Here is a 25,779-nt window from a genome sequence, read left to right on the forward strand (position 1 = left end):
CCGGCGGGGCCGCGGGGCCGCGGGGCCGGTCGGGCCGGGCGGGCCGCCGGGCCGCCGGGGCCGGTCGGGCCTCAGCGCAGGCGGTTCCACGCGGCGACGAACTCGTCGGTGCGCGACCGTGTCGCGGCGGGGTCGACCCCCTCCGCCCGCACGTCGAGGTCGGCGGCGGCCAGCCCCGCCGAGGCGACGAAGGAGGCGGCCCACGGCTCCCCCTCGGCGTCCTCGCGCACCGGGTCGAAGGCGACGCTGACCGGGGTCCCGTCCGTCACGCCGGCGAGGGCCGTGGTCACGGCCGTGGTGCCCTGCGTCGTCCAGCGGTCGTCGACGTAGAGGTCGACCGCTCCGTCGTCGCGCACGTACGAGATCACCCGTGCCGGGTCGTCGGTCAGCGCGGCGAGCCCGTCGAGCACCGTGGCGGCCGTCGCGGCGGACGCCCCCTGCACGTCGACCTCGCCCTCGCCGTCGCCGTCGCCGTCGCGGGCCCGCAGGTCGAGGGTCAGCACGACGTCGCCGGCGCCCGGCACCTCGGCGAGCGACTCCGCCAGCGCGGCGCCGACGCCGGGGTCGGCCGTGGCGGCGGTCAGCGTGTCGGCCCCGACGGCCACGCTCGTGAGGTCGGTCAGGGTCGAGAGCGCCTCCCAGAGCTGCCGCGCGGGCGCGTCGGGGCGGGCTCCGGCGTCGAGGACCACGTCGCCCCAGGTCACGGTGAGCGCCGTCAGGGACTCCGCGCCCGGCAGCGCCCGGGCGGCGGCGTCGACGGCGTCCACGTCGCCGCGCGACCCGACGGCGAGGTCGGCGGTGCCGCCGTCGGTCGTGTCGACGCGCCAGCCGACCACGCCGGGGACGCCCGGGGCCCCGGTCGCGACGTCGAGCGCGTCGAGCCAGGTCAGCTCGGGGCCGATCGTCCCGGCGGCGCCGGAGGGGGCCGCGAACCGGCGGACCCCGCTCACGGAGAGCTCGTCGGAGGCCTCGCGGGCTGCCGTGAGGCCGTCCCTGCCGGGGTCGGTGCCGCCCTCGGGCAGGACCACCTGCACGTCGGCCGCCAGCCCCCGCGCGGCGACGGCGTCGGCCCAGGTCGTCCAGACCCAGGAGGCCGGTGCGTCGTCGGCCCGTCGCACGACCACGGTGGACGAGACCGAGTCCGCGACGAGCTCGACGTCGACGCCCACCACGTCCGGGTCGTCGGCGGCCTGCTCGACGAGGGCGAGCGACGAGTCGAGCACGTCGTCGTCGTCCGACACGGCGACGCCGCCCGTCGGGCCGTCGACGCTGAGCTCGAAGGCGTCGTCCGGGCGCTCGTCGGCCCAGGCGCGCACGGCCCGGGCGAGCCGCACGACGTCGTCCACGTCGGAGTCGTCGTCGAGCACGATGGTGGCGACGCCGACGGAGTCGCCGGAGAACGGGTTGGCCGGGTTCGTCAGCTCGGAGCCGCTGTCGGCGACGTCGACGACCCCGTCCTGGTCGAGAGCCCAGGCCTCGAGGTCGCGCAGCGGCCCGGCCGAGTCGGGGAAGTACACGCAGCCGCCGAGCAGCAGCGCGACCGTCGCCGCCCCTGCGGCCAGCTGCCACCGTCGCCTGCTCGGAGTCCCCACGCCCATGCCCCGACCCTAGCCGCCGCCGCTGCCCGGGTCGGGGTCGGGCTTGGCCTGGCCGGGCCGGGGTCGGTCGGGCCTGGCTCTAGCCGCCGCTGCCGGGCACGCCGGGCAGGCTCGGGCTCAGAACCGCGTCGACCAGGTGCCCTCGACGACGGGAGGCTGCTCCCGTTCGGCCGTGCCGCCGCGCACGAGCGACAGCTCGCGCCACTGCGACAGCGTCGTGCAGGGGTGCGAGACGCCGAGCCGCACCAGGTCGCCCACGGCCAGCCCCGAGGAGGCGCCCAGCGCCAGGAACGCGTGCTGGTCGTTCAGGGCGGTCACCACGGCGCCGTCGAGCACTCCGTCGAGGCGCGGCGCGGAGGCGTCGTGAGCCGCGCCTCCTGCGCCCGGCCGCCACGCGTCGAGCGGCAGCGGCAGGCCCTCGTCGTCGGCGGTGTCGCGACGCCCGACGTTCAGGAGCGCGAGCTCGGCCTCGGGACGCGAGATGACCGTCGCCCACAGCTCGATCGCCGGCTCGAAGGCCTCGTCGCCGGTGGCGCCGTCGATCGGGGGCGTCGTGTCGCGGGCGAAGGGCGTGAGCCGGCGGTAGAGGTCGTGGTCGTGGGCGACGTACGAGCCGGAGCGCAGCACGACGCGGGTGCGGGGGCCCCGGGCGCCGTCGGGGTCGTGCCGCTCGGCGAGCACCGCGACCACCCGCTCGAAGTAGACGCTGCCGCCCGCGCTGACGACGACGTCGCCGCCGTCGGCGAGCCACGGCGCGAAGGCCGCGGGGTCGATCGCGTCGAGCAGCTCGAGGACGGTGCGGAGGTAGTCGTCGACCAGGTGGATGCCAGCGCCGTCGACGTCGTGCGTCAGGGCTCCCTCGTAGCCGGTCACGCCCGCCAGCACGAGGTGCGGCGCGGCGACGACGGCGTCGACCACGGCGAGCGCCTCGGCCACGGTGCGGGCTCCGGTGCGGCCCACGGGCGAGCCGATCTCGACGAGCACCGCGAGCGGCGGGACGGGTGCGGGCGCGTCGGCCGTGCGGGAGGCCGCCCGGGAGGCCGCCCGGGCGAGCGCCTCGTCGGCGAGACGGACCGCGTCGACCGAGTCGACCCACATCAGCACGCGCGACGACCCGGGGTCGGTCGCGAGGGCGACCAGCGCCTCCTCGTGGAACGTCGTGCCGGCGAGCACGACGACCGGCACGCCGGCCTCGCGTGCGACCGACGCCTGGAAGGCGGTCGCGACCGTGATGCCCCAGGCCCCGGCGTCGAGCTGCAGCCGCCAGACGTCGGGCGACATCGTCGTCTTGCCGTGCGGGGCGAGGTCGACGCCCGCGGCGCGGCACCACGCGGCCATCGTGTCGACGTTGTGGCCGAGGGCGTCGAGGTCGAGGGTGAGGAGGGGCGTGGGCAGGTCGAGCAGCGGCACCGGTCGGTGCCCGCTCGCGAAGGTGGCCTTGGACGTCTGCACGGGGGTCCTCTCGTCGTGGCGCGGGTGGTCTGCCGATAGCTTTGCAGGGCGACGACGCGACGAGCGCGTCGTCCACAGCCACCGCCTCCTCGACTCGGAAGGACCACCCCTGTGAGCGACAAGACCCAGGTGACCACCACCGGAGCCCCGACCCCCATGCCGATCTTCTCGCAGGGGGTGCTGAAGAACGGGTTCCTCTCGGTGTCGGGCCAGGGCCCGCAGGACCCGGCGACGGGCGAGTACCTTTTCCGCGGCGACCTCACCGCGCAGACCCTGCGCACCCTCGACAACGTCGCGGCGATCGTGGAGGCGGCGGGCGGCACCGTCGACGACGTCATGTCGCTGCGCGTGTTCCTCACGCAACGCAGCGACTTCGCCGAGATGAACGCCGCCTACGAGCAGTGGGTGCGCGCGAACGTCACGTCGGGCGTGTTCCCGACGCGCACGACGATCTTCGTCGAGCTGCCGAACGAGGCGATGCTCGTCGAGATCGACGCGCTCGCCGTGCTCGGCTAGGCCGCGGGGCGTCGCGGCGCGGGGCGATGCGGCGCGGGGCGGAGCAGCGTCAGCCACCGACGGGCCTCGCGGCGAGCTCTCCCGCCACGAGCTCGCCCGCGACCCACACGCCGAGCACCCCTGACGGCGAGCGCCGCGGTTCGGCGTAGGTGGCCCGGTCGGCGTAGGCCGCCGGGTCGACGAGCTGCAGGTCGGCGACGGCGCCCGGCACGACCCCGCCCGGCATGACCGCGCCCTGTACGACGGCCCCGGGCCCGGCGGCTCCGGGCCCGGCGGCTGTCCCCCCTGAGGCTCCGGACCCGCCGCCGCCGCCCCTGGCCCTGTCGGCGCCGAGCCGGAACCGCTCGTGGGCGGCCACGCTCATCCGGTGCACCGCCTCCTCGCGGCTCAGCACCGCCGACGGCCCCGGGCCGGAGTACACGTCGAGCGCGCGGGCGAAGGTGCCGTAGAGCCGCGGGTGCACAGTGCCGGTCTCGCGCGGCAGCCCGTCCGACCCGACGAGCGTGTGGGGCCAGGCGAGGGCGGTGCGCATGCCCTCGACGTCGGTGTGGAACACGATGACGGTGAGGGCGCCGCGCTCGGCGAGGACGAGGTCGGCCAACAGTTCGCGCGGGTCGCCGCCGAGCTCGACGGCGATGTCCGCCACGCTGCGTCCCTCCAGCCCCGCGTTCTCGGGGCGGGCGAACCCGGCGAGCAGGATGCGCGTCGGCCCGACGGCCGCCCACTGGTTCTCGAGCGCCGTGCCCTCCCAGGGCCGGTCGAGCCCGGCGAGCACCGCCCTGCGGCTCACCGGGTCGGACAGCGCCTCGAGCAGGCTGGCGACGCCCCGGTCGGCCGTCGACGGCGGGAACAGCGACGCCACCGTCGTGCTGCCCGCGTCGTACGGGTAGACGTCGGCCGAGACGTCGAGCCCCTGGTCGCGCAGGGCGTCGAGCCGGTCGATGATCCGGCCCATGCCCCCGACGTTGCGCGGGCCGGTGACCTTGAGGTGGCTGACGTGCACGCGGGCGCCCGTCTCGAGGCCGAGCGAGGCCAGCTCGTCGACGGAGGCGCGCAGACCGTCGGCCTCGTTCCGCACGTGCGCGACGAGCAGTCCGTCGCGCGCCGCGACCTCGCGGGCGATCGCGAGCAGCTCGGGCCGGTCGGCCGCGTCGCCCGGCGCGTACATGAGGCCGAGCGAGACGCCGAGGGCGCCGGCGTCGAGCGCGTCCCCGACGGCGCCCGCGATGCGCGCCGTCTCGGCCGCGTCGGCGGGGCGGCGCACCATGCCGAGCACGGCGGCACGCACCGGCGCGTGCGGCACGAGCGCCCGGGCGTGCAGGCCGAGCGGCTCGCGGGCGAGCGTCTCGACGTAGTCGCCGAAGGTCGCCCAGCGCCGGTCGGGGAACTCCCCGAGCACCGGCAGCGAGTACTGCTCGAGCGACCGGTCGGCCGGGTCGGCGGGCGACGGGGCCGCGCCCTGGCCGCAGTTGCCGACGATGGTCGTCGTCACGCCCTGCGCCGTCTTGGGGGCCGTGCCGCCCGGCCGGAACAGCGCCGCGTCGTCGTGCGCGTGCACGTCGACGAACCCGGGCAGCACCTCGAGCCCGCGACCGTCGACCACCCGCGGGGCGCGGCCGGGCGCGTGCTCGGCCGCTCCCCCGCCGGCCCGGCCCGCCGGCCCGGCAGCGGCGCCCCGAGCCGAGGAGGCGCGGCCCGCCTCGACCACGGAGGCCCCTGCCCCGGGGCCCACGGCCGTGACCACCCCGTCGCGCACGACGACGTCGGCGACCCGACCCGCGCCTCCTCGGCCGTCGTGGACCGTCGCTCGCGTGATGACCAGCGTCGACATGTGTCCTTCCTCGTTCAGGAACCGGGCACCGCCCCGTCCTGGACGATGCACGATCAAGGACCGGTGCGTCCTGAGCCGCACGGTTCAGGACACATGTTCCTGAACGGTGAGAGACCAGGCAGGGGCTGGGGCAGGCACAGGGCCGGGGGCTCAGGCGATGTTGGCCGTGACCTCGGCGATGTACGCCGCGCGCTCCTCGCGCGAGGCGGGCCGGCCGGGCACGCCGGGGCGCGTCTGCCACGGTAGCGGTCCGGACGCCCGGTGGTACTCGACCCCCGCGGCGTCGAGGCGCAGGAGGTGGTGGTCCAGCCGGGCGGAGAACCCCGCGAAGTCGCGCGGCGCGTCCGACCAGAGCACGTCGGCCACCGCGCAGAGGCGGGGGAACACGAGGAAGTCGACGGTGCGGGGCGAGTCCATGTGCTCGGTCCAGACGTTCGCCTGGCCGCCCAGCACGTGCCGCGCCTCCTCGGGCGTCAGCTCGGCCGGGACGGGCTCGAACGCGTAGACGTCCTCGAGCCCGAGCACGATCGAGACGGGGATCGGCTCGTCGGGCGAGTCGGACTGCCGGTAGTCGAGGTACACCTGGTCGTCGGGGCACGCGACGACGTCGTAGCCGAGCCGGGCGGCGGTCACCGCGCCCGTCATGCCGCGCCAGGAGGCGACGGTCGCGCCGGGCGACATCGGGCGGGCACCGGCGGCTCCGTGCCCCTCGAGGATCTCGTCCCAGCCGAAGGTGCGGCGCCCCGCGGCCGTCACGTGCTCGTCGAGCTGCCCGATGAACCAGGCCTGCAGCTGCTCCTCGTCGGCGAGGCCCCGCTCGCGCATGAGCTCCTGCGTGCGGGGGTCCGACTGCCACTGGGCCTTGGGGCACTCGTCGCCGCCGACGCCGATCCAGGTGCCCGGGAACAGCGCCATCACCTCGGTGAGCACGTCCCGGTAGAAGTCGACGGTCGACTGCTCGGTGTTGAGCACGTCGTCGAAGATGCCCCACTCGGTGCCGACCGCGATCTGCCGCGGCTCGGGCACCGGTGCGCCGCCGAGCTCGACCGCCCCGACGCCGAGGTGCGGGTAGGCGGTGATCGCGGCCATCGAGTGCCCGGGCACGTCGACCTCGGGCACGATCGTCACGTGCCGGGCGGCGGCGTAGGCGACGACCTCGCGGATGTCGGCCTGCGTGTAGAAGCCGCCGTGCGGCCGGCCGTCCTGGGTCGCCTCGGGCCCCGCGCCGACCTGCGACGAGGCACGCCACGCGCCTACCGTCGTGAGGCGGGGGTACTTGAGGATCTCGATGCGCCAGCCCTGGTCTTCGGTCAGGTGCCAGTGCAGCGTGTTGAGGCGGTGCATCGCCATCAGGTCGATCAGGCGCATGACGTCGTGCGCCGGCATGAAGTGCCGCGCCACGTCGAGGTGCATGCCGCGCCAGCCGAAGCGGGGCGAGTCGGCCACGTCGACGGCGGGCACCGACCACTCGACCCCCTCGACGAGCGACCGGCGGTGCACCTCGGGCGGCAGCAGCTGCAGCAGCACCTGTGCGCCGTAGAACACGCCGGCCGCCGTGCCCCCGGTGATGCGGACGCCCGCGGGTCGCACCTCGACCCGGTAGCCCTCGTCGTCGAGGGCCGGGTCGAGGTCGAGCGTGATGCCGGTGCCGTCGCCGTCGCCGTCGCGCAGCGGCAGGCCGGTCACGGGACGCAGGGCGGCCTGCAGCCAGGCCACGGTGCCGAGCAGCTCGTCAGGGCCGGAGATCCGGGTCGCGGCGTCGAGCAGGTAGGCGCCGGAGGCGCGGGTCAGCCGGTCGACGCGGGGCAGCAGCAGGGGGTCGGTCACGGTTCTAGCCCTTCACGGCGCCGGCGGACATGCCCGACACCAGGTTGCGTTGGATGATGACGAAGAAGACGACGACCGGCAGCGAGAACAGCACGCTCGCGGCCATCTGCCCGCCGGAGTCGGTGCCGGTGTTCTGCGAGACGAACGACGCGAGCCACACGGGCAGCGTGTACATCGACTGGTCCTTCATGAACGTGTAGGCGATGATGTAGTCGTTCCAGGCCGCGATGAAGGCGAAGATGCTCGTCGCGATGACCCCCGGCGCCACCAGCGGGAAGAGGATGCGCGTCAGCACCTGCCAGGTGTTCGCCCCGTCGAGCTGGGCGGCCTCCTCGACCTCCATCGGGATCGCGACGAAGAACCCTCGCATCACCCAGATCGAGAACGGCAGCACCGTCGCGATGTAGGCGAGCACGAGGCCCGCGTAGGTGCCCAGCAGCCCGAGGCTGTTGAAGATCAGGAACAACGGGATGAGCAGCGCCGTCGTGGGCAGCATCTGCACCGCGAGGATCACGATCATGATCGTGCGGCGCCCGCGGAACCGGAACCGCGAGAGCGCGGCCGCCGCGAAGAAGCCGAGGATGATCGCGAGCAGCACGGTCGCGACCACGACCACCGCGCTGTTGCGCAGGTTCACCAGGAACCCGCTCTGCGTGACGGCCACGACGAAGTTGTCGAGCGTCGGGTTCCGCGGCAGGAACAGCGGGGTCGAGGTCATCGACTCCGAGCGGGGCTTGAACGCCGTGTTGACCATCCAGTAGACGGGGAAGATCCACACCGCGCTGAAGACGACGGCGATGGTGTTGCTGACCCAGCGGGGCTTCTTGCGGCGACGCTGCCGGCGGACGGACGCCGCGCCCCCTGCGGTGCCGTCGACGGAGGCGGGGGTCGCCGAGTCGGCCGCGGCCGCGGTCTCGGAGGGGCCGTCGGTCGCGGACGCGCCGACGCCGGTGGGGACTGTCGTGGTCACAGGTCTTCTCCCGAGCGGATCAGGTTGCGGATGTAGAACGCGGTGAGGCCGAGCAGCAGCAGGGTCGTGACGACCGAGATGGCGGCGCCCTGGCCGATCTCGAAGCCGACGAAGGCCGTCTTGTACATGAACACGCCCAGGGTCGAGGTCGCGTCGTCGGGGCCGCCCTGCGAGACGAGCCAGATCTGGTTGAAGACGTTGTAGTCCCAGATGATCGACAGGATCGTCACGAGCAGCAGCGTCGGCTTGAGGAACTGCAGGGTCACGTCGCGGTACACGCGCCACTCGCCGGCGCCGTCGAGCCGCGCGGCCTCTTTGTACTCGGGCGAGACCTGCGTCTCGGCGGCGTAGAGGGTCAGGGCGATGAACGGCACGGCCTGCCAGACGATCAGCATCCAGATCGACGTGTACGACAGCAGCGGGTCGTTCGACCACTGCGTGTCGGTCATGTCGCCGAACACGCGCAGCTGGCTGAGCATCCAGTTGACGACGCCGTAGCCGGGCTGGAACAGCCAGTTCCAGACCAGCGAGGAGGCGACGTTCGGCATCGCCCACGCGAAGATCAGCACGACGGTGACGACGTACCGCATGCTCGTGTGGATCCGCGTCAGCAGGTGCGAGACCCCCATGCCGATCAGGACGCTGCCGAGCACCATCGCCGCGGTGAAGAGCACCGTGCGCAGCAGCGACCACCAGAAGTCGCTGTCGGTGAAGAGCGTGACGTACTGCTGCACGCCCACCGACTCGTACGCCCCGGTGAACAGGCTGCGCTGGTCGTAGTTCGTGAACGAGGTGAAGACCAGGAACACGATCGGCGCCACCATGACGACGAGCAGGACGATCCCCGCGGGGCTCAGCAACCAGAGCGGGGCGAGCTGACGCTTCTTGCGCGGCCGCGGCGCGGGGCCGGCGGGGGCGTCCTGACGGGGAGTGACGGGCGGCGCTGTCGTGACGGCCATGACTGCTTCCTGGGTCGGGTGGGACTCGAGTCGAGGGCAGGGCGGGGGCGGGGCGCCGCACGAGCTCGTCGTGCGGCGCCCCGGCCGGCTACTTGTTCAGCGCGTCGTTCGTCGAGCTGTCGAACGACTTCGCGGCGGCCTCGGGCGTCTTGCTGCCCGACGCGATGCTCGAGAAGAGCTCGTTGATGCTGCGGTCGCCCTCGAGCGCGGCCCAGTTGCCGCTCGCGGGGGTGGCCTTCGAGTTCAGCGCGGCGGTGAAGAAGCCCTCGTCGATGTCGCCGAGGGTGCTCTGCGCCGCCTCGATGCCGTCGGTGCTGTTCGGGATCCAGCCGTCGTTGCCGTAGACCCAGTCGTTCTGGATCTCGGGGCTCGCGGCGATCTTGGCCCACTGCAGGGCGAGGTCGGTGTTCGCGCTCTTCGCGGCGATGCCCCAGTCCGAGCCGCCGAGCATGACGGGCTGCGTGTCGCCCGACTTGCCGGGGAACGGGAACGTGCCGAAGTCGTCGTCGGTCAGCGCCGGGTTCGCCTCCTTGATGAGGTCGATCTTGCCGTTCGTGCCGAGGATCGCGCCGGTCTTGCCGTCGGCGAAGACCTGGTTCTGGTCGGGCACGTCGGTGTCGAGGGTCTGCGAGGCGCCGGTCGAGTAGGCGTTCTGGAACTCGACGAAGTCCTCGAGGCCCTGCTGCGCCTCGTCCGAGCCGAGCCCCGCCTCCCACGTGCCGTCGTCGGCCTGGGTCGCGATCTCGCCGCCGGCGTCCCAGACGAACTGCATGCCGGCGTACCAGTACTGACCGGGCATGTAGAAGGGCGAGTAGTCGCTGGCCGTGTTGGCGGCCTTCAGGGCGTCGAGGTCGGCGGTGAGCTCGTCGTAGGTGGTGGGCTCGTCGGTGATGCCCGCGGCCGCCCACTGGGCCTTGTTGTAGATCACGGCACGGGTGCCCGCGAAGCCGGGCACGCCGTAGAGCGAGCCGTCGACGGTCGCCGGCTCCTCGAGGCCGGTGAGCCACTCCTGGCCCTGTGCGAGGTCGTCGGCGTAGTCGGTGAGGTCGAGCAGCGCGCCGTTCTCGGCGTAGCTGGCCACCTGGGTGTTGCCGAGGTCGAGCACGTCGGGCGGGGTGTTCGTCGCGAGCGCCGTGCTGACCTTGGTGGTGATGCCGTCCCACTGCTGGGTCTGCACGTCGACCTTCGCCCCGGTCTGCGCCGTGAACTCGTCGTTGATCGCCGCGATGGTCTCGTCGGTGTAGTCGCCCGTCATGACCCAGACGGTCAGCGTCTCGCCGTCGCCCTTCGTGGTGGGCACCGTCTTCGGCCCGTCGCTGCCGCCGCCTCCTGCCGTGCCCGCGCTCGAGCAGGCCGTCAGGGCCAGGGCGGCCGTGAGGCCGAGGGCCGCGACCGCTGTGTGACGTGTCATTCGCATTGTGTCTCCTCGTGGACGGGGCGGCGGTGCCGCGTGGTGCTGCTGGGAGTGATGGTGGTGGAGCAGGTGCGGGTGGTGCTGGTGCGGGTGGTGCGGTCTGTGGTCGACGGGCTCGTCGACGGGCCTGGGGAGGACCCACGGGCCGGGCTCGCGGGCGGGGTCACGAGACGCCCAGCTCGGCCGAGAGCACGAGGGAGGCGGCGCCGAGCACGGCCAGGTCGCGGTCGTCCCCGGCGTAGCGGAGCACGAGCCCGTTGCTCACGGCCGACAGCGTCCGGGCGCGGACCGTCTCGAGCGCGGCGCGCGGCAGCACCCCGTCGAGCAGCTCGCGCGGCCCCGAGAGCACGACCTCGTCGAGCCCGAGGGCGCTCACCACGGGGGCGAGCACGAGGCCGAGGTCGCGACCGGCGGCGTGCAGCACCGCGCCGCGCGAGCCCGGGTCGACGCCGAGGAGGCGGGCCGACAGGCCCGGGGCCGCCAGCGAGACCTCGAGGCAGCCGCGTCGGCCGCAGGCGCAGACGTCGCCGCCGTCGTCGACGGTGACGTGCCCGATCTCGCCGGCCGAGAACCGGTCGCCCTCGACGAGCGCTCCCCCGACGATGAGGCCGACGCCGACGCCGTGCTCGATGGTGATCACCATGAGGCTGCGCGACGGGTCGCGGTCGGGCTCGCCGAAGGTGTGCACGCCCAGGGCGGCGAGGTTCGCGTCGTTGCCGACGTGCACCGGCACGCCCGCGCGGGCGCTGAGACGAGCGGCGAGCGGCAGGTCCCACCAGCCGAGGTGCACGGCGGTGCGGACCACGCCCTGGTGGTCGACGATGCCGGGCGTGCCCACCCCGACCCCGAGGAGGCGCGTGGTCGTCAGCAGGGAGAGCTCGTCGACGAGGCGCTCGGCCAGCGCCACCGCGTCCTCGCCCGTCGCGCCGTCGATGTCCACGCTGGCCCGGCCGACGACCTCGCCGCGGACGTCGACGACGGCGCCCGAGAACCGCTGGGCCGACGAGAGGTCGAGGGCCAGGATGTGGAACGAGTCGGGACGGATGCCGACGAGGGTGGCGGGCTTGCCGACCCGGGCGTCCTCGCGCAGGCCGAGCTCGACCACGACGCCGTCGTCGCTCAGCTCCTGCACGATGCCCGACACGGTGGGCCGGGTGAGGCCGCTCTCGCGGGCGAGGTCGGCGCGGCTCATCGAGCCCTGGCGCCAGAGGGTCTGCAGCACGAGGGAGCGGTTGTGGGCCCGCGTGTGCTGCGGCAGCGACTTCGCCGTGACGCGCAGCGCGTCGGCACGGGGAGCGGCCGTTCGGGGCACGGTCGCCTCCTCTCGTCTCGGGCGTCGCCGACCGGGGCCTCGAGAGGCGTGCACCGTCTCGTCTGAGGAGTCGGGCCCGGCAGCGTTGCCGTTTAGTAAAAATGCCTTACAAACACGTTGTCAAGGCTGGTGCGGCGAGTTTACGAGCAGGAAACACGGCCGGTCAATACCCGAAATGTGCCCGACTTCGCGGGCCTCACGGTCTTGCCACCCCCGGGTTAGTAAGCTTTACTAACGAACATGAGCAGGCCCTCACCCGCCGCCCGCGGCGCCGTCGCCCGGCGATCCCCGGCCGCGCCCCGAGGGCTGCGCGCCCCTCGGCTCGAGGTGCTGCGGTGAGGATCGGCCTCGACATCGGCGGCACCAAGATCGACGCCGTGGCCGTCGACGACGCGCTCGCCTCCCGCGCTCCGGTGCACCGCGTCCGCCTCGCCTCCGGCTACGGCGCGGACGAGGTCGTCGGCAACGCGGTCGAGGCAGTGCGGCACCTGGCGGCCCTGACCGGCGTGCCGCCGCAGGCGCTCGACTCGATCGGCGTGGGCGTGCCCGGCGTCGTCGACCCGGCCACCGGCAGGGTCGCGCACGCCGTGAACCTCGGGCTCGTCGACGTCCCCCTGGGCGACGAGCTCGCACGCCGCGTCGGCGCCCCCGTCCGGGTCGAGAACGACGTCAACGCCGCGGCCCTCGGCGCCTGGCACGCCCTCGGGCTGCAGGGCTCTGCCGCCTACCTCAACCTCGGCACCGGGCTCGCCGCCGGGCTCGTGCTCGACGGCCGGCTGCGCCGCGGAGCCCACGGCGCGGCCGGCGAGATCGGCCACGTGCCCGTCGACCCGGCGGGGGCCTGGTGCGCCTGCGGCCAGCGCGGCTGCCTCGAGACCGTCGCCTCCGGCTCCGCCGCGGCGCGCCTCTGGCCGACGACGGCGCTGCACCCGGCGCGCGCCCTGCTCGACGCCGCGGCCACGGGCGACCACGCCGCGCTGCGGGCCCGCGCCGTCCTCGTCGACGGGGTCGCCCAGGCCGTCCGCCTGCTCGCCCTCACCGTCGACGTGCAGACCGTCGTCGTCGGCGGCGGCCTGAGCGCGCTCGGCGACGACCTGATGGGGCCCGTGCGCGACGCGCTCGCGGACCAGGGCGCCGCCTCCTCGTTCATCGCCTCGCTCGAGCTCGCCTCGCGGCTCGTGCTGCTGCCCGCCGGCCTGCCCGCGGCCGCGATGGGCGCCGCCCTGGCCGGCACGCCCGCCGACCCGGTGCCGGTCGCCGCGGCCGGCTGACCCGGGCGACGCTGCCCGCGCCGCGAGCGGCACGGCACGTCGGCGGGCCTCAGCCGGACGACGGTGGTGCACGGCCGGGCGCCCCGTTACCCTGAGGCCATGTCGGACCTGCGCCTCGAGACCCTGTCCGCCGCCACCGTCGTGGCGGCCAACAACCTGACGCTCAAGCCGGGCCAGGAACAGTTCGTGGCCCCGGTCTCGCACTCGATCGCCGAGGCGTACGTCAACCCCTCCACCGCCTGGCCCCGCGTCGTGCTCGACGGCGACGAGGTGGTCGGCTTCATCATGGGCAACTTCGACGCCGAGGCCGACGACGAGTCGCTGCGCAGCTGCATCTGGCGCATCAACGTGTCGGCCGAGCACCAGGGCCAGGGCGTCGGCCGCTTCGCCGTGCACGCCCTCGCCGGGGAGGCGCGCAGCCGCGGCTTCGACACGCTCACCGTCATCTACGAGCCCGGCGACGACGGCCCCGAGCGGTTCTTCGGCCACATCGGCTTCGAGGTCGTCGGCGAGACGCCCTACGGCGAGCACCTCGCGGCGCTCACCATCGCGCCCGGCCCGCACGCGGAGTGACCGCCGGGTCGGCTGACGGGTCGGCCGACGGGCAGCCCGAGCCAGGTCTCGGACAGCCCGGTGCGGACGCGGCCGGCGACGACTTCGTCTCGCGCGTCATCGCGGTCGTCGAGTCCGTCCCGGAGGGGCGGGTCATGTCGTACGGGTCGGTCGCGGCGGCAGTCGGGTCACTGTCGTCGCGCGGCGTCGGCAAGGTCATGGCGCACGCCGGGTCCGAGCTGCCCTGGTGGCGCGTCGTCAAGGCGTCCGGGCACGCCCCCGAGGGCCACGGGCAGCGGGCCCTCGAGCACTGGCGGGCGGAGAGCACTCCGCTGCGTACGTCGCGCACCGGCACCGTCCGGGTCGACCTCGACCGCGCCTCCTGGTGGCCGGAGTTCGTCCTGGGGGACGAGGCGGTCGGCACCTCCGGCTGAGGCGCCGCGGGCTCCCCGGCACTTCGATGGAGGCATGTCCTCGCTCGCCCGTCTCGTGGCCGCCGCCGTCGTCGCGGCCGCCGTCTGCACCTCCGTCGCGTCCTGCTCGTCCCTGGGCCTCGGCTCGGACGAGAAGTCGTACGAGTTCGCCCGCTACGGCGACGCCCCGAAGGCCGGCACGCGGTCGTTCGTGCTCGACGCGTGGGTGCCCTCCGACGCGACCGAGATCCGCGCGGTGGCCCGTCGCGAGTCCCCGGGGGAGGCGGTCCTCACGTTCCGCAGCGCCGCCTCCGTCGCCGACACGGCCGGCTGCACCGCCCTCGACCCCGTCACCGCCGCCCCGCCGCTGTCTCCCGACTGGCTGCCCGTCGACATGCCGACGACCGGGTGGAACTGCGACGACTGGACGGTCGTCACCGACAACGGCACCGTCTGGGCCTGGCACGGCTGACGCCGCCGTCGCCGTGCGCAGCATTCAGGAACCCGTCCGCGCAGGGTCCTGAACCGTGCACGGTTCAGGACCCTGCCTCTCCCCCTCGCGCGATGCAGGACCGATGTTCCTGAACGAGGAGAGGGAGAGGGAGGGCTAGACGAGCGAGTCGCGCCAGGCCGCGTGCAGCTGCGCGAAGCGCCCCGTGCCCGCGATGAGGTCGGCGGGGGTGCCGTCCTCGACGACGCGGCCGTGCTCCATCACGAGCACCCGGTCGGCGATCGCGACCGTCGACAGGCGGTGCGCGATGATGACGGCGGTGCGGTCGGCGAGCAGGGTCTGCAGCGCCTCCTGCACCATGCGCTCGGACGGGATGTCGAGCGACGCCGTCGCCTCGTCGAGGATGAGCACCGCCGGGTCGGCGATGAAGGCGCGGGCGAACGACAGCAGCTGGCGCTGCCCCGCCGAGACCCGGCCGCCGCGCTTGTTCACGTCGGTGTCGTACCCGTCGGGCAGCGCGACGACGAACTCGTGCGCACCGACCGCCCGGGCGGCCCGCTCGATCTCGTCGCGCGTCGCGTCGGGCTTGCCGAGGGCGATGTTGTCGGCCACCGAGCCCGAGAACAGGTAGGCCTCCTGGGTGACCATGACGATGGCCCGGCGGAGGTCCTTCGGGTGCAGGTCGCGCAGGTCGACGCCGTCGAGGGTGACCCGGCCGCGCGTCGGGTCGTAGAACCGCGACATCAGCTTGGCCAGGGTCGACTTGCCCGCGCCGGTCGAGCCGACCAGGGCGATGGTCTGCCCGGCGGGCACGTCGAGGTCGAACTCGGGCAGCACGACCGTGTCGGCCGAGTACGCGAACTCGACGTCGTCGAACACGACGGCGCCCTTCGCGTGGCGCAGCTCGACGGGCGTCTCGGGGTCGGGCACGCTCGGCTCCTCCTCGAGCACGCCCGAGATCTTCTCGAGCGCCGCCGACGCCGACTGGTAGCCGTTGTAGAACATGGCCATCTCCTCGGCTGGGTCGAAGAAGCGCTTGGCGTACAGCGCCGCCGCGAGCAGGGCGCCGATCTCGAGCGAGCCGTCGATCACGCGGAACCCGCCGAACAGCACGACGGCCGCGAGGGTCGCGTTGCCGATCAGCACCAGGCCGGGGTCGAACGTGCCGAAGAGGGTGAACACCTTCGAGTTGGCCTGGCGGTACTCCTCGACGTAGCCTGCGTACTCCTTCTCGTTGCGCTCCTCCTTGCGGAACGCCTGCACCGCGCGCATGCCCGTCATCGTCTCGACGAAGTGCACGATCACCCGGGCGCTGGCGACGCGCGTCGCCCGGAACAGCTTCTGCGAGCGCACCTGGAACCAGCGCGTCAGCACGACCAGCGGCACGAGCGCCACCGCGAGCACGAGCCCGCTCGGGGCGTCGACGCTGACCAGCGCGATCGCCGTGAAGCCCATGAAGAGCAGGCCCGACACGAGCTGGTTGATGCCCGAGTCGAGCAGCTCGCGGATCGAGTCGAGGTCGCTCGTCTGCCGCGAGATGATGCGGCCCGACGTGTACGTCTCGTGGAACTCGAGGCTGAGCCGCTGTGTGTGCAGGAACAGCCGCTTGCGCAGGTCGAACAGGATCGCCTGGCTGATGCGCGCCGACAGCACCGTGTACTGCGCCATCAGCACGGCGCCGAGCACACCCGTCACGAGGTACACGACGACCACGAGGATCGCCGGCGCCCAGTCCTGCCGGTCCATCAGCGCGGGCAGGGCGCTGTCGATGCCGAAGGCGATCAGCGCCGGCCCGGCGACCTGCGACGCGGTGCTGACGATCACGACGACCGCCATCAGCGCGAGCCGCCAGCGCAGCGGCCGGATCAACGAGCCGAGGAGGCGCAGCGAGCGTCGCCGCAGCCGCTTGCTCTCGGCCTTCGTGAAGTCGTCGCGCTCCTCGCCCCGGACGCCCTGGGTGGTGGAGCCCTGCTCGGCGCGCTTCTCGGCGGGGGTGCGGCCGTCGAGGGCGACGTGGGCGGGGCCGCCGCCCGTGCCGTCGACGAAGCCGTCGTCGCGGCCCGTCGGCGGGATCGCGGGCGCGTCCTGGTCTCGGCGCACGGCCTGGTCGTGCGTGGTCTGCTCGGTCATGCCAGCGCCTCCTCACGGGTGGGGGCGGTGTCGTCGTCGAGGGACGAGATCACCCAGCGGTAGTGCTCGTTGGAGGCGAGCAGGTCGGAGTGGGTGCCGACCGCGGTGACCCTGCCGTTCTCGAGCAGGGCGACGCGGTCGGCGAGCGTCACGGTCGACGGGCGGTGCGCGACGATCAGCGAAGTCGTCGACGCCAGCACCCGGCGCAGGCCGGCCTCGACCCGCGCCTCGGTGTCGACGTCGAGCGCCGACAGGGGGTCGTCGAGCACGAGGATCGCCGGTCGGGCCGCGACCGCGCGGGCGAGCGCGAGCCGCTGGCGCTGGCCGCCCGAGAGGCTGAGCCCCTCTTCGCCGACGAGGGTGTCGACCCCGGCGGGCAGGCGCTCGACGAAGTCGGCCTGGGCGATGTCGAGGGCCTCGCGCAGCACGCGCTCCGCCTCGTCGGGGTCGTCGGCGAGGTCGGGTCGTCCGAGCAGCACGTTGTCGCGCACGGACGCGCTGAACAGCGTGGCGTCCTCGAAGGCCATGCCGACCAGCCGGCGCAGCTCGTGCCGCGTCAGGTCGCGCACGTCGACGCCGTCGATGCGGACGCTGCCGCCCGTGACGTCGTAGAGGCGCGAGACGAGGGCGAGCAGCGTCGTCTTGCCCGAGCCGGTGAGCCCGACGAGCGCCATGGTCTCGCCCGGCTCGACGACGAGGTCGACGCCGTTGACGAGGTCGGGGTACTGGGCGGGGCTGTCCTGGTAGCGGAAGTGGGCGTCCGCGAACTCGAGCCGCCCCTCCGGCGCCTCGATGGTGACCGGGTGCTCGGGGTCGGTGACGGCGTTCTCGCTGTCGAGCACCTCGAAGAACCGGTCGGCGGCCGTGCGGGTGTCGAAGGTCATCGACAGCAGGAACCCGATCGACTCGACCGGCCAGCGCAGCACCGTCGCCGTCGCGAAGAACGCGAACAGCTGGCCGACGGTGAGCTGCCCGTCGGCCGCCAGCCAGATGCCGCCGAGCAGGCAGAGCGCGAAGGCGACGTCGGGCACGAGCAGCAGCCAGAGCCACAGCCGGCTGATCGCCCGCGCCTTCTCGATCTCGGTGCCCCGCAGGTCGTCGGCCTGCTTCGCGAACTCGTCGAGCGAGTGCTTGCCCCGCCCGAAGGCCTTGAGCACGCGGATGCCGTGCACGCTCTGCTCGACGCTCGTGGCCAGGTCGCCGACCTGGTCCTGGCTGCGCCGGGCGACGATCGAGTAGCGCTTCTCGAAGGCGAAGCTGACGAAGAACACCGGCAGCGACGCGACGACGAACAGCACCGCGAGCACGGGGCTGTAGAAGAAGAGCACGGCGAAGCCCACGATGATCGTCAGCACGTTGACGACCAGCAGCACGAGGCCGAAGGCGAGCCAGCGACGGATCAGCGACAGGTCGCTCACCGACCGGCTGAGCAGCTGGCCGCTCTGCCACCGGTCGTGGAACGCGACGGGCAGGTCCTGCAGCTTCGCGTAGAGCGAGTTGCGCATCGACGCCTCGACGTGGGTGCTCGGCGTGAGCACGAGCCGCCGGCGCGCGGCGATCATGGCCGCCTCGACGACGCCCAGGGCGAGCACGACGGCGAAGGCCGGCCAGACCTGCGCCCGGTCGCCGCTCGACAGCGGACCGTCGACGAGCAGCTGGAGGACGGCGGGGATGAGCAGGGCCACGACTGCGGCGGCGAGCGCGGCGACGGCACCGAGCACGATGCGCGGGATGGCCGGCCGGGCGTAGGGGCGCAGGCGCATCAGCGCCCGGAACGTCGACGGGCGACGCGTCGCGGACGGAGGAGCAGGGGACTTCTGAGACATGGGTGATCCAAGTGTCGTGATCTGGCGGGTCGGTGCCGTCTCGGCAGTGACCGGGTGGGGAGGGGACCGCGGCCGGCGCGCCCTGGGGAGGGCTCGGCGGCGGTCGTGTGCGGGAGCGCCCGTGGGCGGTCCGGGTGAAGGAGGTGCGGTGCGGGCTGCGAGGCAGGGCCTGCGACCCGTCGGCCCTAGCCGATCAGGGCCGAGGCCGTCGATCGGGCGGAGGCGGCACCGGCGGCCGGCGCGGCGGGCACGAGAGCACCGGCGGGGGTCGAGGCCCCCGTGGTCAGCGTCGTCGAGTTCATCGTGTCCTCCAGTGCGGGTCGTCGTTCGTCCGTCAGTCGCGAGCGACCGGCTGTGAGCAGCTTTTCAGGATATCTGTGGCAGTACCTCCGCCGCAAGGGTGAGGGTGCAGTGACTGCACCCGGGGCGGCGCCGCACCCCCGGGCGGGGCCGCGCCCGCGGGCGGGGCCGCGCCCGCGCGCCGCGTCGCGGGGACGTGCGGCGACGCGCGCGGGCAGACGACGGACGCCCCGGCACGCTGCGTGCCGGGGCGTCCGTCGGGGAACGCTGCGAGGAGCGGGGGCGCTCAGTGGAAGAAGTGCCGCTCCCCCGTGAAGTACATCGTCACTCCGGCCGCGGCCGCCGCGGCGACGACCTCGTCGTCGCGGATCGAGCCGCCGGGCTGCACGACGGCGCGCACGCCGGCGTCGAGCAGCACCTGCAGGCCGTCGGCGAACGGGAAGAACGCGTCGGAGGCGGCGACCGAGCCCCGGGCCCGCTCGCCGGCACGCGTCACGGCGAGCTGGCAGGAGTCGACCCGGTTGACCTGCCCCATGCCCACGCCCACGGAGGCGCCGGCGTCGGCGAGCAGGATCGCGTTCGACTTCACCGAGCGGCAGGCCCGCCAGGCGAACTCGAGGTCGGCGCGCGTGGCGGCGTCGGCCTCGTCGCCGGCCGCGAGCGTCCAGCCGGCCGACGAGAAGTCGTCGAACGAGTCGACCTGCTGCACCAGCAGCCCTCCCGAGATCTGGCGCACCTCGGTCTGCGGGCGGGCGAAGTCGGTCGGCAGCACGAGCAGGCGGATGTTCTTCTTCGTCTGCAGCAGCGCGAGGGCCTCGGGCTCGAACGCGGGGGCGACGACGACCTCGGTGAAGATGTCCTTCACCGTCTCGGCCATGGCCAGCGTGACGGGCCGGTTCGCGGCGATCACCCCGCCGTAGGCGGAGACCGGGTCGCAGGCGTGGGCACGACGGTGCGCGTCGGCGATCGCGTCGGCCGCGTCGGGCGAGGCCACGGCGATTCCGCACGGGTTGGCGTGCTTGATGATCGCCACGGCGGGCTCGGCGAAGTCGTAGGCGGCGCGCAGCGCGGCGTCGGCGTCGACGTAGTTGTTGTACGACATCTCCTTGCCGTGCAGCTGCTCCGCCTGGGCGATGCCCGCGCCCTCGGGCGACGCGTAGAGCGCAGCCCGCTGGTGCGAGTTCTCGCCGTAGCGGAGCACCGCCTGCCGGGTTCCCTCGACGGTCACGTGCTGGGGGGCGACGGCGTCGGACGACCCGGCCCGCGCCTCCTCGGCCACGGTCGTCGTCGAGTCGGCGCCCGCCTCGTGCTCGGCCCGCACCCCGACGTTCGCGGCGAACCAGGCGGCGACCGCCGTGTCGTACGAGGCGGTGTGGGCGAAGGCCTCGCCGGCGAGGCGCTGACGCTGGGCCAGGGTCGTGCCGCCGAGCGTCAGCGACTTCACGATCTGCGGGTAGCTGGCGGGCGACACGGCGATGGCCACGTTCGCGTGGTTCTTCGCGGCGGCACGGACGAGCGCCGGCCCGCCGATGTCGATGTTCTCGATCACGGCCGGGGCCTCGGCGCCCGACGCGACCGTCTCGACGAACGGGTAGAGGTTGACGACGACGAGCTGGAACGGCTCGATGCCGAGCTCGGCCAGCTGCTGCTCGTGCGACTCGAGGCGCAGGTCGGCGAGCACGCCCGCGTGCACGCCGGGGTGCAGCGTCTTGACGCGCCCGTCGAGCGACTCGGGGAACCCGGTGACGGCGCTGACGTCGGTGACCTCGTGGCCCGCGTCGCGGATGGTCGACGCGGTCGAGCCGGTCGAGACGATCTCGACTCCGGCGGCGGCGAGCGCCTCGGCGAGGTCGAGCAGTCCGGTCTTGTCGCTGACGCTGATGAGCGCGCGCCGCACGGGCACGGCGTCTCGCTCGCGGTAGAGGCTGGGGTCGATCTGGTGGCCGCTCATGCGGGTCTCGTCTCCTCGAGGTCGGTCGTTCCGTCGGCGATCTCGCGCACGGTCTGCACCAGCAGCTCGCGCTCGACGATCTTGATGCGGTCGTGGAGCGACGACTCGTCGTCGCCGGGCAGCACGGGGATGCGCCGCTGCGCCAGGATCGGCCCGCTGTCGACGCCCGCGTCGACGACGATCACGCTCGCCCCCGTCTGCTCGACGCCCGCCGCGATCGCGTCGCGGACGCCGTGCGCGCCGGGGAACTCGGGCAGGTAGGCCGGGTGCGTGTTGATCAGGTGCGGGCTGAGCGCGTCGACGACGCCGACGGGCAGCAGGCGCATGAACCCGCTGAGCACGACGAGGTCGGGCTGCCACTGGCGGATCTGCGCCAGCAGCTCGTCGCCCCACGCGGCGCGGTCGGCGAAGCTCGAGAACGGCACCGAGAAGGTCGGCACGCCGAAGTGCTCGGCGTGCTCGAAGCCGTCGGCCTCGCGGTCGGCGCCGACGGCGACGACGCGGGCGGGGTAGCTGTCGTGCTGCGCGGCCTCGAGCAGCGCGCGCAGGTTCGAGCCGCCACCGGAGATGAGCACCACGAGCTTCAGCACCCGGCAAGCCTAGCGTCCGGGGCGGGGGCGGCTCGGCCGGTCACGACGGGGGCCGAGGAGGCGCGGGTCAGCGGTCGAGACCGCGGATCGGCTCGGTCTCGTCGCCGTCGTCCGCCGGGGCCGGCCGGTCGGCGGGCGACCCGAGTCGTCGCCACCACGGGGCGGGGCCGTCGAGGTCGTCGTCGTGCTCGCGGTCGCGGTCGCGGTCGTCGCGGCGGTCGCGGTCGTCGCGGTCGAGAGCGCCACGGTCCCGGTCGCGTCCGCCGCGCTCGCCCGACAGCCCGGTCTCGACGACCGCCGTCTCGCCGGTCGCGGTGTCGTCGGCCGGGAGCCCCACGGCGCTCGACCCCGTCGCACCCTCGTGACCCGTCGACCCGCCGGTCGCGGCCCCGCCGACGTCCTGTCGTGCGTCGTCCTGTCCAGCGTCGTCGCGCCCGTGCCGCAGCCGCGCCCACAGTCGTCGCGGCCCAGAGGAGAGCCCGCGCCTCGACCCGTCGGCGTCGTCGGTCGAGTCCGCATGTCTGATCGTCTCCGACTCACCGGTCACCGCGACGCCGCCGTCCGCCCAAGGGTCGGAGACCGCAGGGGACGACGACGCGCCCAGCACCCGTCCCGTGTCGGTCGACCTCGGCGTCGGAGCCGACGCCGACGCCCGTGACTCGGCCTGCGACTCCCCCGACGTCCGGGCGGCCGTCGACAGCACCGGCTGCGGACCGGTCTCGACGTCGTCCTCGGTGCGGGCGCCTCCTGCGCTGCTGCCGGCGAGGTCGTCGTCGTGGCCGAGGAACGCGCGCAGCGACACGACCATGGCGAGCACGGCCGGCACGGCGACCTCGAGAGCGCCGAAGAGGCCGACGAGCACCGGGTCGGGTCCGACCTCGGCGAGGCGCCCCGGCCCCGCGGCGCCGGAGGCGGACCAGGCGAGCAGGCCGAGCACGGCTCCGGCGACGACGCCGCCCACGACCCCGACGAGCACGCGACGCAGCACGTCGGCCGACCCGGCCTCGGCGAGCAGCCGTTCGATGCGCGGCCGCAGCAGGGTCGTGACCACGAACGCGGCGACGACCGGCACCAGCAGCCCGACGAAGGCGAACGACCAGGAGGCGGTGGGCAGCGCCCCGAGGAAAGGCACGGCCGGCATCGGCCCCACCGACGTGCCCAGCGGCGAGACGCCCGAGCCGGTGCCGAGCGCGAAGCCGGGGCCCACGAACCAGGAGGCGGCCCAGACCACGAGGTCGGGCAGCAGCGCCAGCTGCCCCAGCGTCAGGGCGACGCCGCCGAGCAGCCCGGCGTGGGCGCCCTCGTACAGCGTGATGAGCTCGGCGTAGTGCGTCAGCAGCAGCAGCGCGACGACGATGCCCGAGACGGCGAGCACAGCTGCGGCCGTGGCAGTGCCGATGCGCAGGCCCGCGGCCGCGACGACGCGGGCCGTGCGGGGCGCGCGGGCGACGAGCGAGAGCACCGCGCCGGTGACGGGGTCGGCAGGTTCGCCGCGTCGACGGCGGGTGACCTCGGCCATGACGACGACGGGCACGGCGTAGACGAGCGTCGGCAGCACGATCCCCTGCCAGAGGCGGGGCGAGGCGAGGGGGTGCTGCGCGGTGGCGGTGACGAGCAGGCTGAGCAGGGCGAAGACGCCGACCGTGCTGAGGATGCCGACGCCGCGGTGGCGGGTCTCGGCGACGGCTCGGCCGGCGCGGCCGCCGAGCAGCACGGTGAGCACCGAGAAGCCGAGGGCGGCGATGGTGACCGCGAACGGCGCCTCGGCGCCGGGCACGCCCGAGGCGGCGGCGGTCGCAGAGCCGAGCTGCAGGTCGAGGTCGACGCCGTGGCCGACGAGCCAGATGTCGACGGCGGCCCGCCAGAACACCACCCAGTCGATCTGCAGGCCGTACTGGAACGCCCAGAGCAGGCTGAGCACGACGACGGGCAGCCCGACGCCGATGCCGACGACGAGCAGGGCCTCGAGCGCGGCGAAGACGGCGGTGACAGGGCGGTTCATCGGGCACGACTGTACCGGTCGGGCCGCTGGTCGGCGGGCGTGCCCCGCCGCGACGGCGGGCCGCACGCACGAGGGCGGGCGTGTCCGTCGACCGCGGTCCGTCGTGACGGACCGGATCGGACGAACACGCCCGCCCAGGAGGTGCGGTGCCGGTCAGAGCGCCGCGTACACCTCGCGCAGCAGGGCCGCGGTCTCGCTCGGCGTCTTGCCGACCTTGACCCCGGCGGCCTCGAGCGCCTCCTTCTTGGCCTGGGCCGTGCCCGCGGAGCCGGAGACGATGGCGCCGGCGTGGCCCATGGTCTTGCCCTCGGGAGCGGTGAACCCGGCGACGTAGCCGACGACCGGCTTCGTCACGTGCGCCTTGATGTAGTCGGCCGCGCGCTCCTCGGCGTCGCCGCCGATCTCGCCGATCATCACGATGGCCTTCGTGTCGGGGTCGGCCTCGAACGCCTCGAGGGCGTCGATGTGCGTCGTGCCGATGACGGGGTCGCCGCCGATGCCGATGGCGGTCGAGAAGCCGAGGTCGCGCAGCTCGAACATCATCTGGTAGGTCAGGGTGCCCGACTTCGAGACGAGGCCGATGGGGCCGGCGCCCGTGATGTTCGCCGGGGTGATGCCGACGAGCGACTCGCCGGGCGTGATGATGCCGGGGCAGTTCGGGCCGATGATGCGGGTCGCGCCGCCCTTCGACTTCGCGAGCGCCCAGAACTCCGCCGCGTCCTGCGCGGGGATGCCCTCGGTGATGACGACGACGAGCGGGATGCCCGCCTCGACGGCCTCGACGACGGCGTCCTTGGCGAACGCCGGCGGCACGAAGACGATCGAGACGTCGGCGCCGGTCTCGGTGATCGCCTCGGCGACCGTGCCGAAGACGGGCAGCTCGACGTCGCCGTGGGTGACGGTCGTGCCGGCCTTGCGGGCGTTGACGCCGCCGACGACCTGGGTGCCGGCCTTGAGCATCAGGGCGGTGTGCTTCGTGCCCTCGCCACCGGTGATGCCCTGGACGATGACCTTGCTGTCCTTGTTGAGGAAGATCGACATGGTTGTGCTCTGTCCCTTTACTTCGAAGCCAGTTCGGCGGCCTTGTCGGCTGCCTCGTCCATGGTCGCGACGACGGTGACCAGCGGGTGCGCCGCCTCCGCCAGGATGCGTCGGCCCTCGTCGACGGCGTTGCCGTCGAGGCGGACGACGAGCGGCTTGGTGGCCGAGTCGCCGAGGATGCCGAGGGCGGACACGATGCCGTTGGCGACGGCGTCGCACGCGGTGATGCCGCCGAAGACGTTGACGAAGACGCTCTTGACCTGCTCGTCGCCGAGGATGACGTCGAGGCCGGCGGCCATGACCTCGGCGCTCGCCCCGCCGCCGATGTCGAGGAAGTTCGCGGGCTTCACGCCCCCGTGCGCCTCGCCGGCGTAGGCGACGACGTCGAGCGTCGACATGACCAGCCCGGCGCCGTTGCCGATGATGCCGACCTCGCCGTCGAGCTTGACGTAGTTGAGGCCGGCGGCCTTCGCCTTGGCCTCGAGAGGGTCCGCCGCGTCGGCGTCCTCGAGGTCGGCGTGGCCGGGGTGGCGGAAGTCGGCGTTCTCGTCGATCGAGACCTTGCCGTCGAGGGCGACGATGTCGCCCTGCTCGGTGAGCACGAGGGGGTTGACCTCGACGAGGGTCGCGTCCTCGCCGGCGTAGACCTCGTAGAGCTTCACGAGCACGGGCGCGACCTTCGAGACGAGCTCGTCGGGGAACCCGCCGGCACGCGCGATCTCCTCGGCCTTGTCGAGGTCGATGCCGGCGAGCGGGTCGACCTCGACGCGCGCGAGCGCCTCGGGCTTCTCGACGGCCAGCTGCTCGATCTCCATGCCGCCCTCGACGCTGCAGAGCGACAGGTACGAGCGGTTCGCCCGGTCGAGCAGCACCGAGAAGTAGAACTCCTGGGCGATCTGCGCGCCGCCGGCGACCATGACGCGCTTGACGACGTGGCCCTTGATGTCGAGACCGAGGATCGCCTCGGCCGCGGCCTCCGCGTCGTCAGGGGTCTTCGCGACCTTGACGCCGCCGGCCTTGCCCCGGCCTCCGACCTTGACCTGGGCCTTGACGACGGTCACGCCGCCCATCTGCTCGGCTGCGGCTCGCGCCTCCTGGGGGGTGTCGGCGACGACCCCCGGCAGGACGGGCACGCCGTAGGACTCGAACAAGTCCCTGGCCTGGTACTCGAAAAGATCCACGCTGTTCTTCCAATCCGCATCGCTGCGCCAGTGCTCTGGAGGGGTGTGCCGACAGGGTCGGCTCCGGCCTCGTCGCCGCCTCTCGCGTCTGTCTCGACGTCGGGACGAACAGGCCTCCGCCAGCCTAGCGCGTGGCCTCGCGGCTCCTCCCGGCCCGTGCCCGAGGAGGCGCGGAGGGGTACCCTCCCCGAC

20 protein-coding genes are annotated in these 25,779 nt (G+C 73.9%); 5 read left to right on the plus strand and 15 right to left on the minus strand.

What is annotated here, in order from left to right:
- Positions 1 to 71: 71 nt before the first annotated feature.
- Positions 72 to 1,598 (minus strand): hypothetical protein, encoded by a 1,527-nt coding sequence (locus FHR78_RS08600; RefSeq protein WP_166760108.1) that lies wholly within the window; start codon positions 1,596 to 1,598, stop codon positions 72 to 74.
- A gap of 117 nt (positions 1,599 to 1,715) precedes the next feature.
- Entirely contained in the window at positions 1,716 to 3,050 is a 1,335-nt protein-coding gene (locus tag FHR78_RS08605) for an alanine racemase (protein WP_166760109.1), read from the minus strand.
- Between the two features lie 111 nt (positions 3,051 to 3,161).
- Here FHR78_RS08605 and FHR78_RS08610 point away from each other — a divergent pair, with 111 nt between their 5' ends.
- Complete coding sequence (locus FHR78_RS08610; protein WP_166760110.1) at positions 3,162 to 3,566, plus strand: Rid family hydrolase; 405 nt, start codon at positions 3,162 to 3,164, stop codon at positions 3,564 to 3,566.
- A gap of 49 nt (positions 3,567 to 3,615) precedes the next feature.
- Here FHR78_RS08610 and FHR78_RS08615 read toward each other — a convergent pair whose 3' ends face one another.
- The 6 genes from FHR78_RS08615 to FHR78_RS08640 all read right to left on the minus strand — a co-directional run bounded on the left by FHR78_RS08615 (position 3,616) and on the right by FHR78_RS08640 (position 11,879).
- Positions 3,616 to 5,397: an N-acyl-D-amino-acid deacylase family protein gene (locus FHR78_RS08615; RefSeq protein ID WP_166760111.1), complete on the minus strand. Its 1,782-nt coding sequence runs from the start codon at positions 5,395 to 5,397 to the stop codon at positions 3,616 to 3,618.
- Between the two features lie 150 nt (positions 5,398 to 5,547).
- Positions 5,548 to 7,224 carry a family 20 glycosylhydrolase gene (locus FHR78_RS08620; RefSeq protein WP_166760112.1) on the minus strand — a complete coding sequence of 559 codons (1,677 nt, stop codon included), beginning with the start codon at positions 7,222 to 7,224 and terminating at the stop codon, positions 5,548 to 5,550.
- Between the two features lie 4 nt (positions 7,225 to 7,228).
- The gene (locus FHR78_RS08625; RefSeq protein WP_208393043.1) at positions 7,229 to 8,194 is read right to left on the minus strand and encodes an ABC transporter permease subunit; all 966 of its coding nucleotides are present in this window, start codon (positions 8,192 to 8,194) and stop codon (positions 7,229 to 7,231) included.
- Positions 8,191 to 9,153: a carbohydrate ABC transporter permease gene (locus FHR78_RS08630; protein ID WP_166760113.1), complete on the minus strand. Its 963-nt coding sequence runs from the start codon at positions 9,151 to 9,153 to the stop codon at positions 8,191 to 8,193. Before FHR78_RS08630 ends, FHR78_RS08625 begins: the two co-directional genes overlap by 4 nt.
- Positions 9,154 to 9,241: 88 nt before the next feature.
- Positions 9,242 to 10,564, minus strand: coding sequence for an extracellular solute-binding protein (locus FHR78_RS08635; RefSeq protein ID WP_208393044.1), 1,323 nt, complete (start codon positions 10,562 to 10,564; stop codon positions 9,242 to 9,244).
- 166 nt (positions 10,565 to 10,730) lie between these two features.
- Positions 10,731 to 11,879 (minus strand): ROK family protein, encoded by a 1,149-nt coding sequence (locus FHR78_RS08640; RefSeq protein ID WP_166760115.1) that lies wholly within the window; start codon positions 11,877 to 11,879, stop codon positions 10,731 to 10,733.
- Positions 11,880 to 12,214: 335 nt separating this feature from the next.
- Here FHR78_RS08640 and FHR78_RS08645 point away from each other — a divergent pair, with 335 nt between their 5' ends.
- The 4 genes from FHR78_RS08645 (at position 12,215) to FHR78_RS08660 (ending at position 14,587) form a co-directional block, all read left to right on the plus strand.
- Positions 12,215 to 13,150, plus strand: a complete 936-nt coding sequence (locus FHR78_RS08645; RefSeq protein WP_347878122.1) for an ROK family protein — start codon at positions 12,215 to 12,217, stop codon at positions 13,148 to 13,150.
- Positions 13,151 to 13,249: 99 nt separating this feature from the next.
- Positions 13,250 to 13,723, plus strand: a complete 474-nt coding sequence (locus tag FHR78_RS08650) for a GNAT family N-acetyltransferase (RefSeq protein ID WP_166760117.1) — start codon at positions 13,250 to 13,252, stop codon at positions 13,721 to 13,723.
- Positions 13,720 to 14,136 (plus strand): MGMT family protein, encoded by a 417-nt coding sequence (locus FHR78_RS08655; RefSeq protein WP_166760118.1) that lies wholly within the window; start codon positions 13,720 to 13,722, stop codon positions 14,134 to 14,136. Before FHR78_RS08650 ends, FHR78_RS08655 begins: the two co-directional genes overlap by 4 nt.
- Positions 14,137 to 14,170: 34 nt before the next feature.
- Positions 14,171 to 14,587, plus strand: coding sequence for a hypothetical protein (locus FHR78_RS08660; protein WP_166760119.1), 417 nt, complete (start codon positions 14,171 to 14,173; stop codon positions 14,585 to 14,587).
- 135 nt (positions 14,588 to 14,722) lie between these two features.
- On the opposite strand, the gene FHR78_RS08665 is transcribed toward FHR78_RS08660, so the two are convergent.
- The 7 genes from FHR78_RS08665 to sucC form a co-directional block, all read right to left on the minus strand.
- Complete coding sequence (locus tag FHR78_RS08665; protein WP_208393045.1) at positions 14,723 to 16,696, minus strand: ABC transporter ATP-binding protein; 1,974 nt, start codon at positions 16,694 to 16,696, stop codon at positions 14,723 to 14,725.
- Positions 16,693 to 18,522, minus strand: coding sequence for an ABC transporter ATP-binding protein (locus FHR78_RS08670; RefSeq protein WP_166760120.1), 1,830 nt, complete (start codon positions 18,520 to 18,522; stop codon positions 16,693 to 16,695). Before FHR78_RS08670 ends, FHR78_RS08665 begins: the two co-directional genes overlap by 4 nt.
- 586 nt (positions 18,523 to 19,108) lie before the next feature.
- Complete coding sequence (gene purH / locus FHR78_RS08675) at positions 19,109 to 20,773, minus strand: bifunctional phosphoribosylaminoimidazolecarboxamide formyltransferase/IMP cyclohydrolase (protein WP_166760121.1); 1,665 nt, start codon at positions 20,771 to 20,773, stop codon at positions 19,109 to 19,111.
- Positions 20,770 to 21,363, minus strand: coding sequence for a phosphoribosylglycinamide formyltransferase (gene purN / locus FHR78_RS08680; RefSeq protein WP_166760122.1), 594 nt, complete (start codon positions 21,361 to 21,363; stop codon positions 20,770 to 20,772). The genes purH and purN overlap by 4 nt, the downstream gene beginning before the upstream one ends.
- A gap of 67 nt (positions 21,364 to 21,430) precedes the next feature.
- Complete coding sequence (locus FHR78_RS15165; RefSeq protein ID WP_243862273.1) at positions 21,431 to 23,365, minus strand: cell division protein PerM; 1,935 nt, start codon at positions 23,363 to 23,365, stop codon at positions 21,431 to 21,433.
- Between the two features lie 153 nt (positions 23,366 to 23,518).
- Positions 23,519 to 24,406, minus strand: a complete 888-nt coding sequence (sucD, locus tag FHR78_RS08690; RefSeq protein WP_166760123.1) for a succinate--CoA ligase subunit alpha — start codon at positions 24,404 to 24,406, stop codon at positions 23,519 to 23,521.
- A gap of 17 nt (positions 24,407 to 24,423) precedes the next feature.
- Positions 24,424 to 25,587, minus strand: a complete 1,164-nt coding sequence (gene sucC, locus FHR78_RS08695; RefSeq protein WP_166760124.1) for an ADP-forming succinate--CoA ligase subunit beta — start codon at positions 25,585 to 25,587, stop codon at positions 24,424 to 24,426.
- Positions 25,588 to 25,779 lie beyond the last annotated feature (192 nt).

The organism is Frigoribacterium faeni, assembly GCF_011761235.1.
Lineage (GTDB): Bacteria > Actinomycetota > Actinomycetes > Actinomycetales > Microbacteriaceae > Frigoribacterium > Frigoribacterium faeni_A.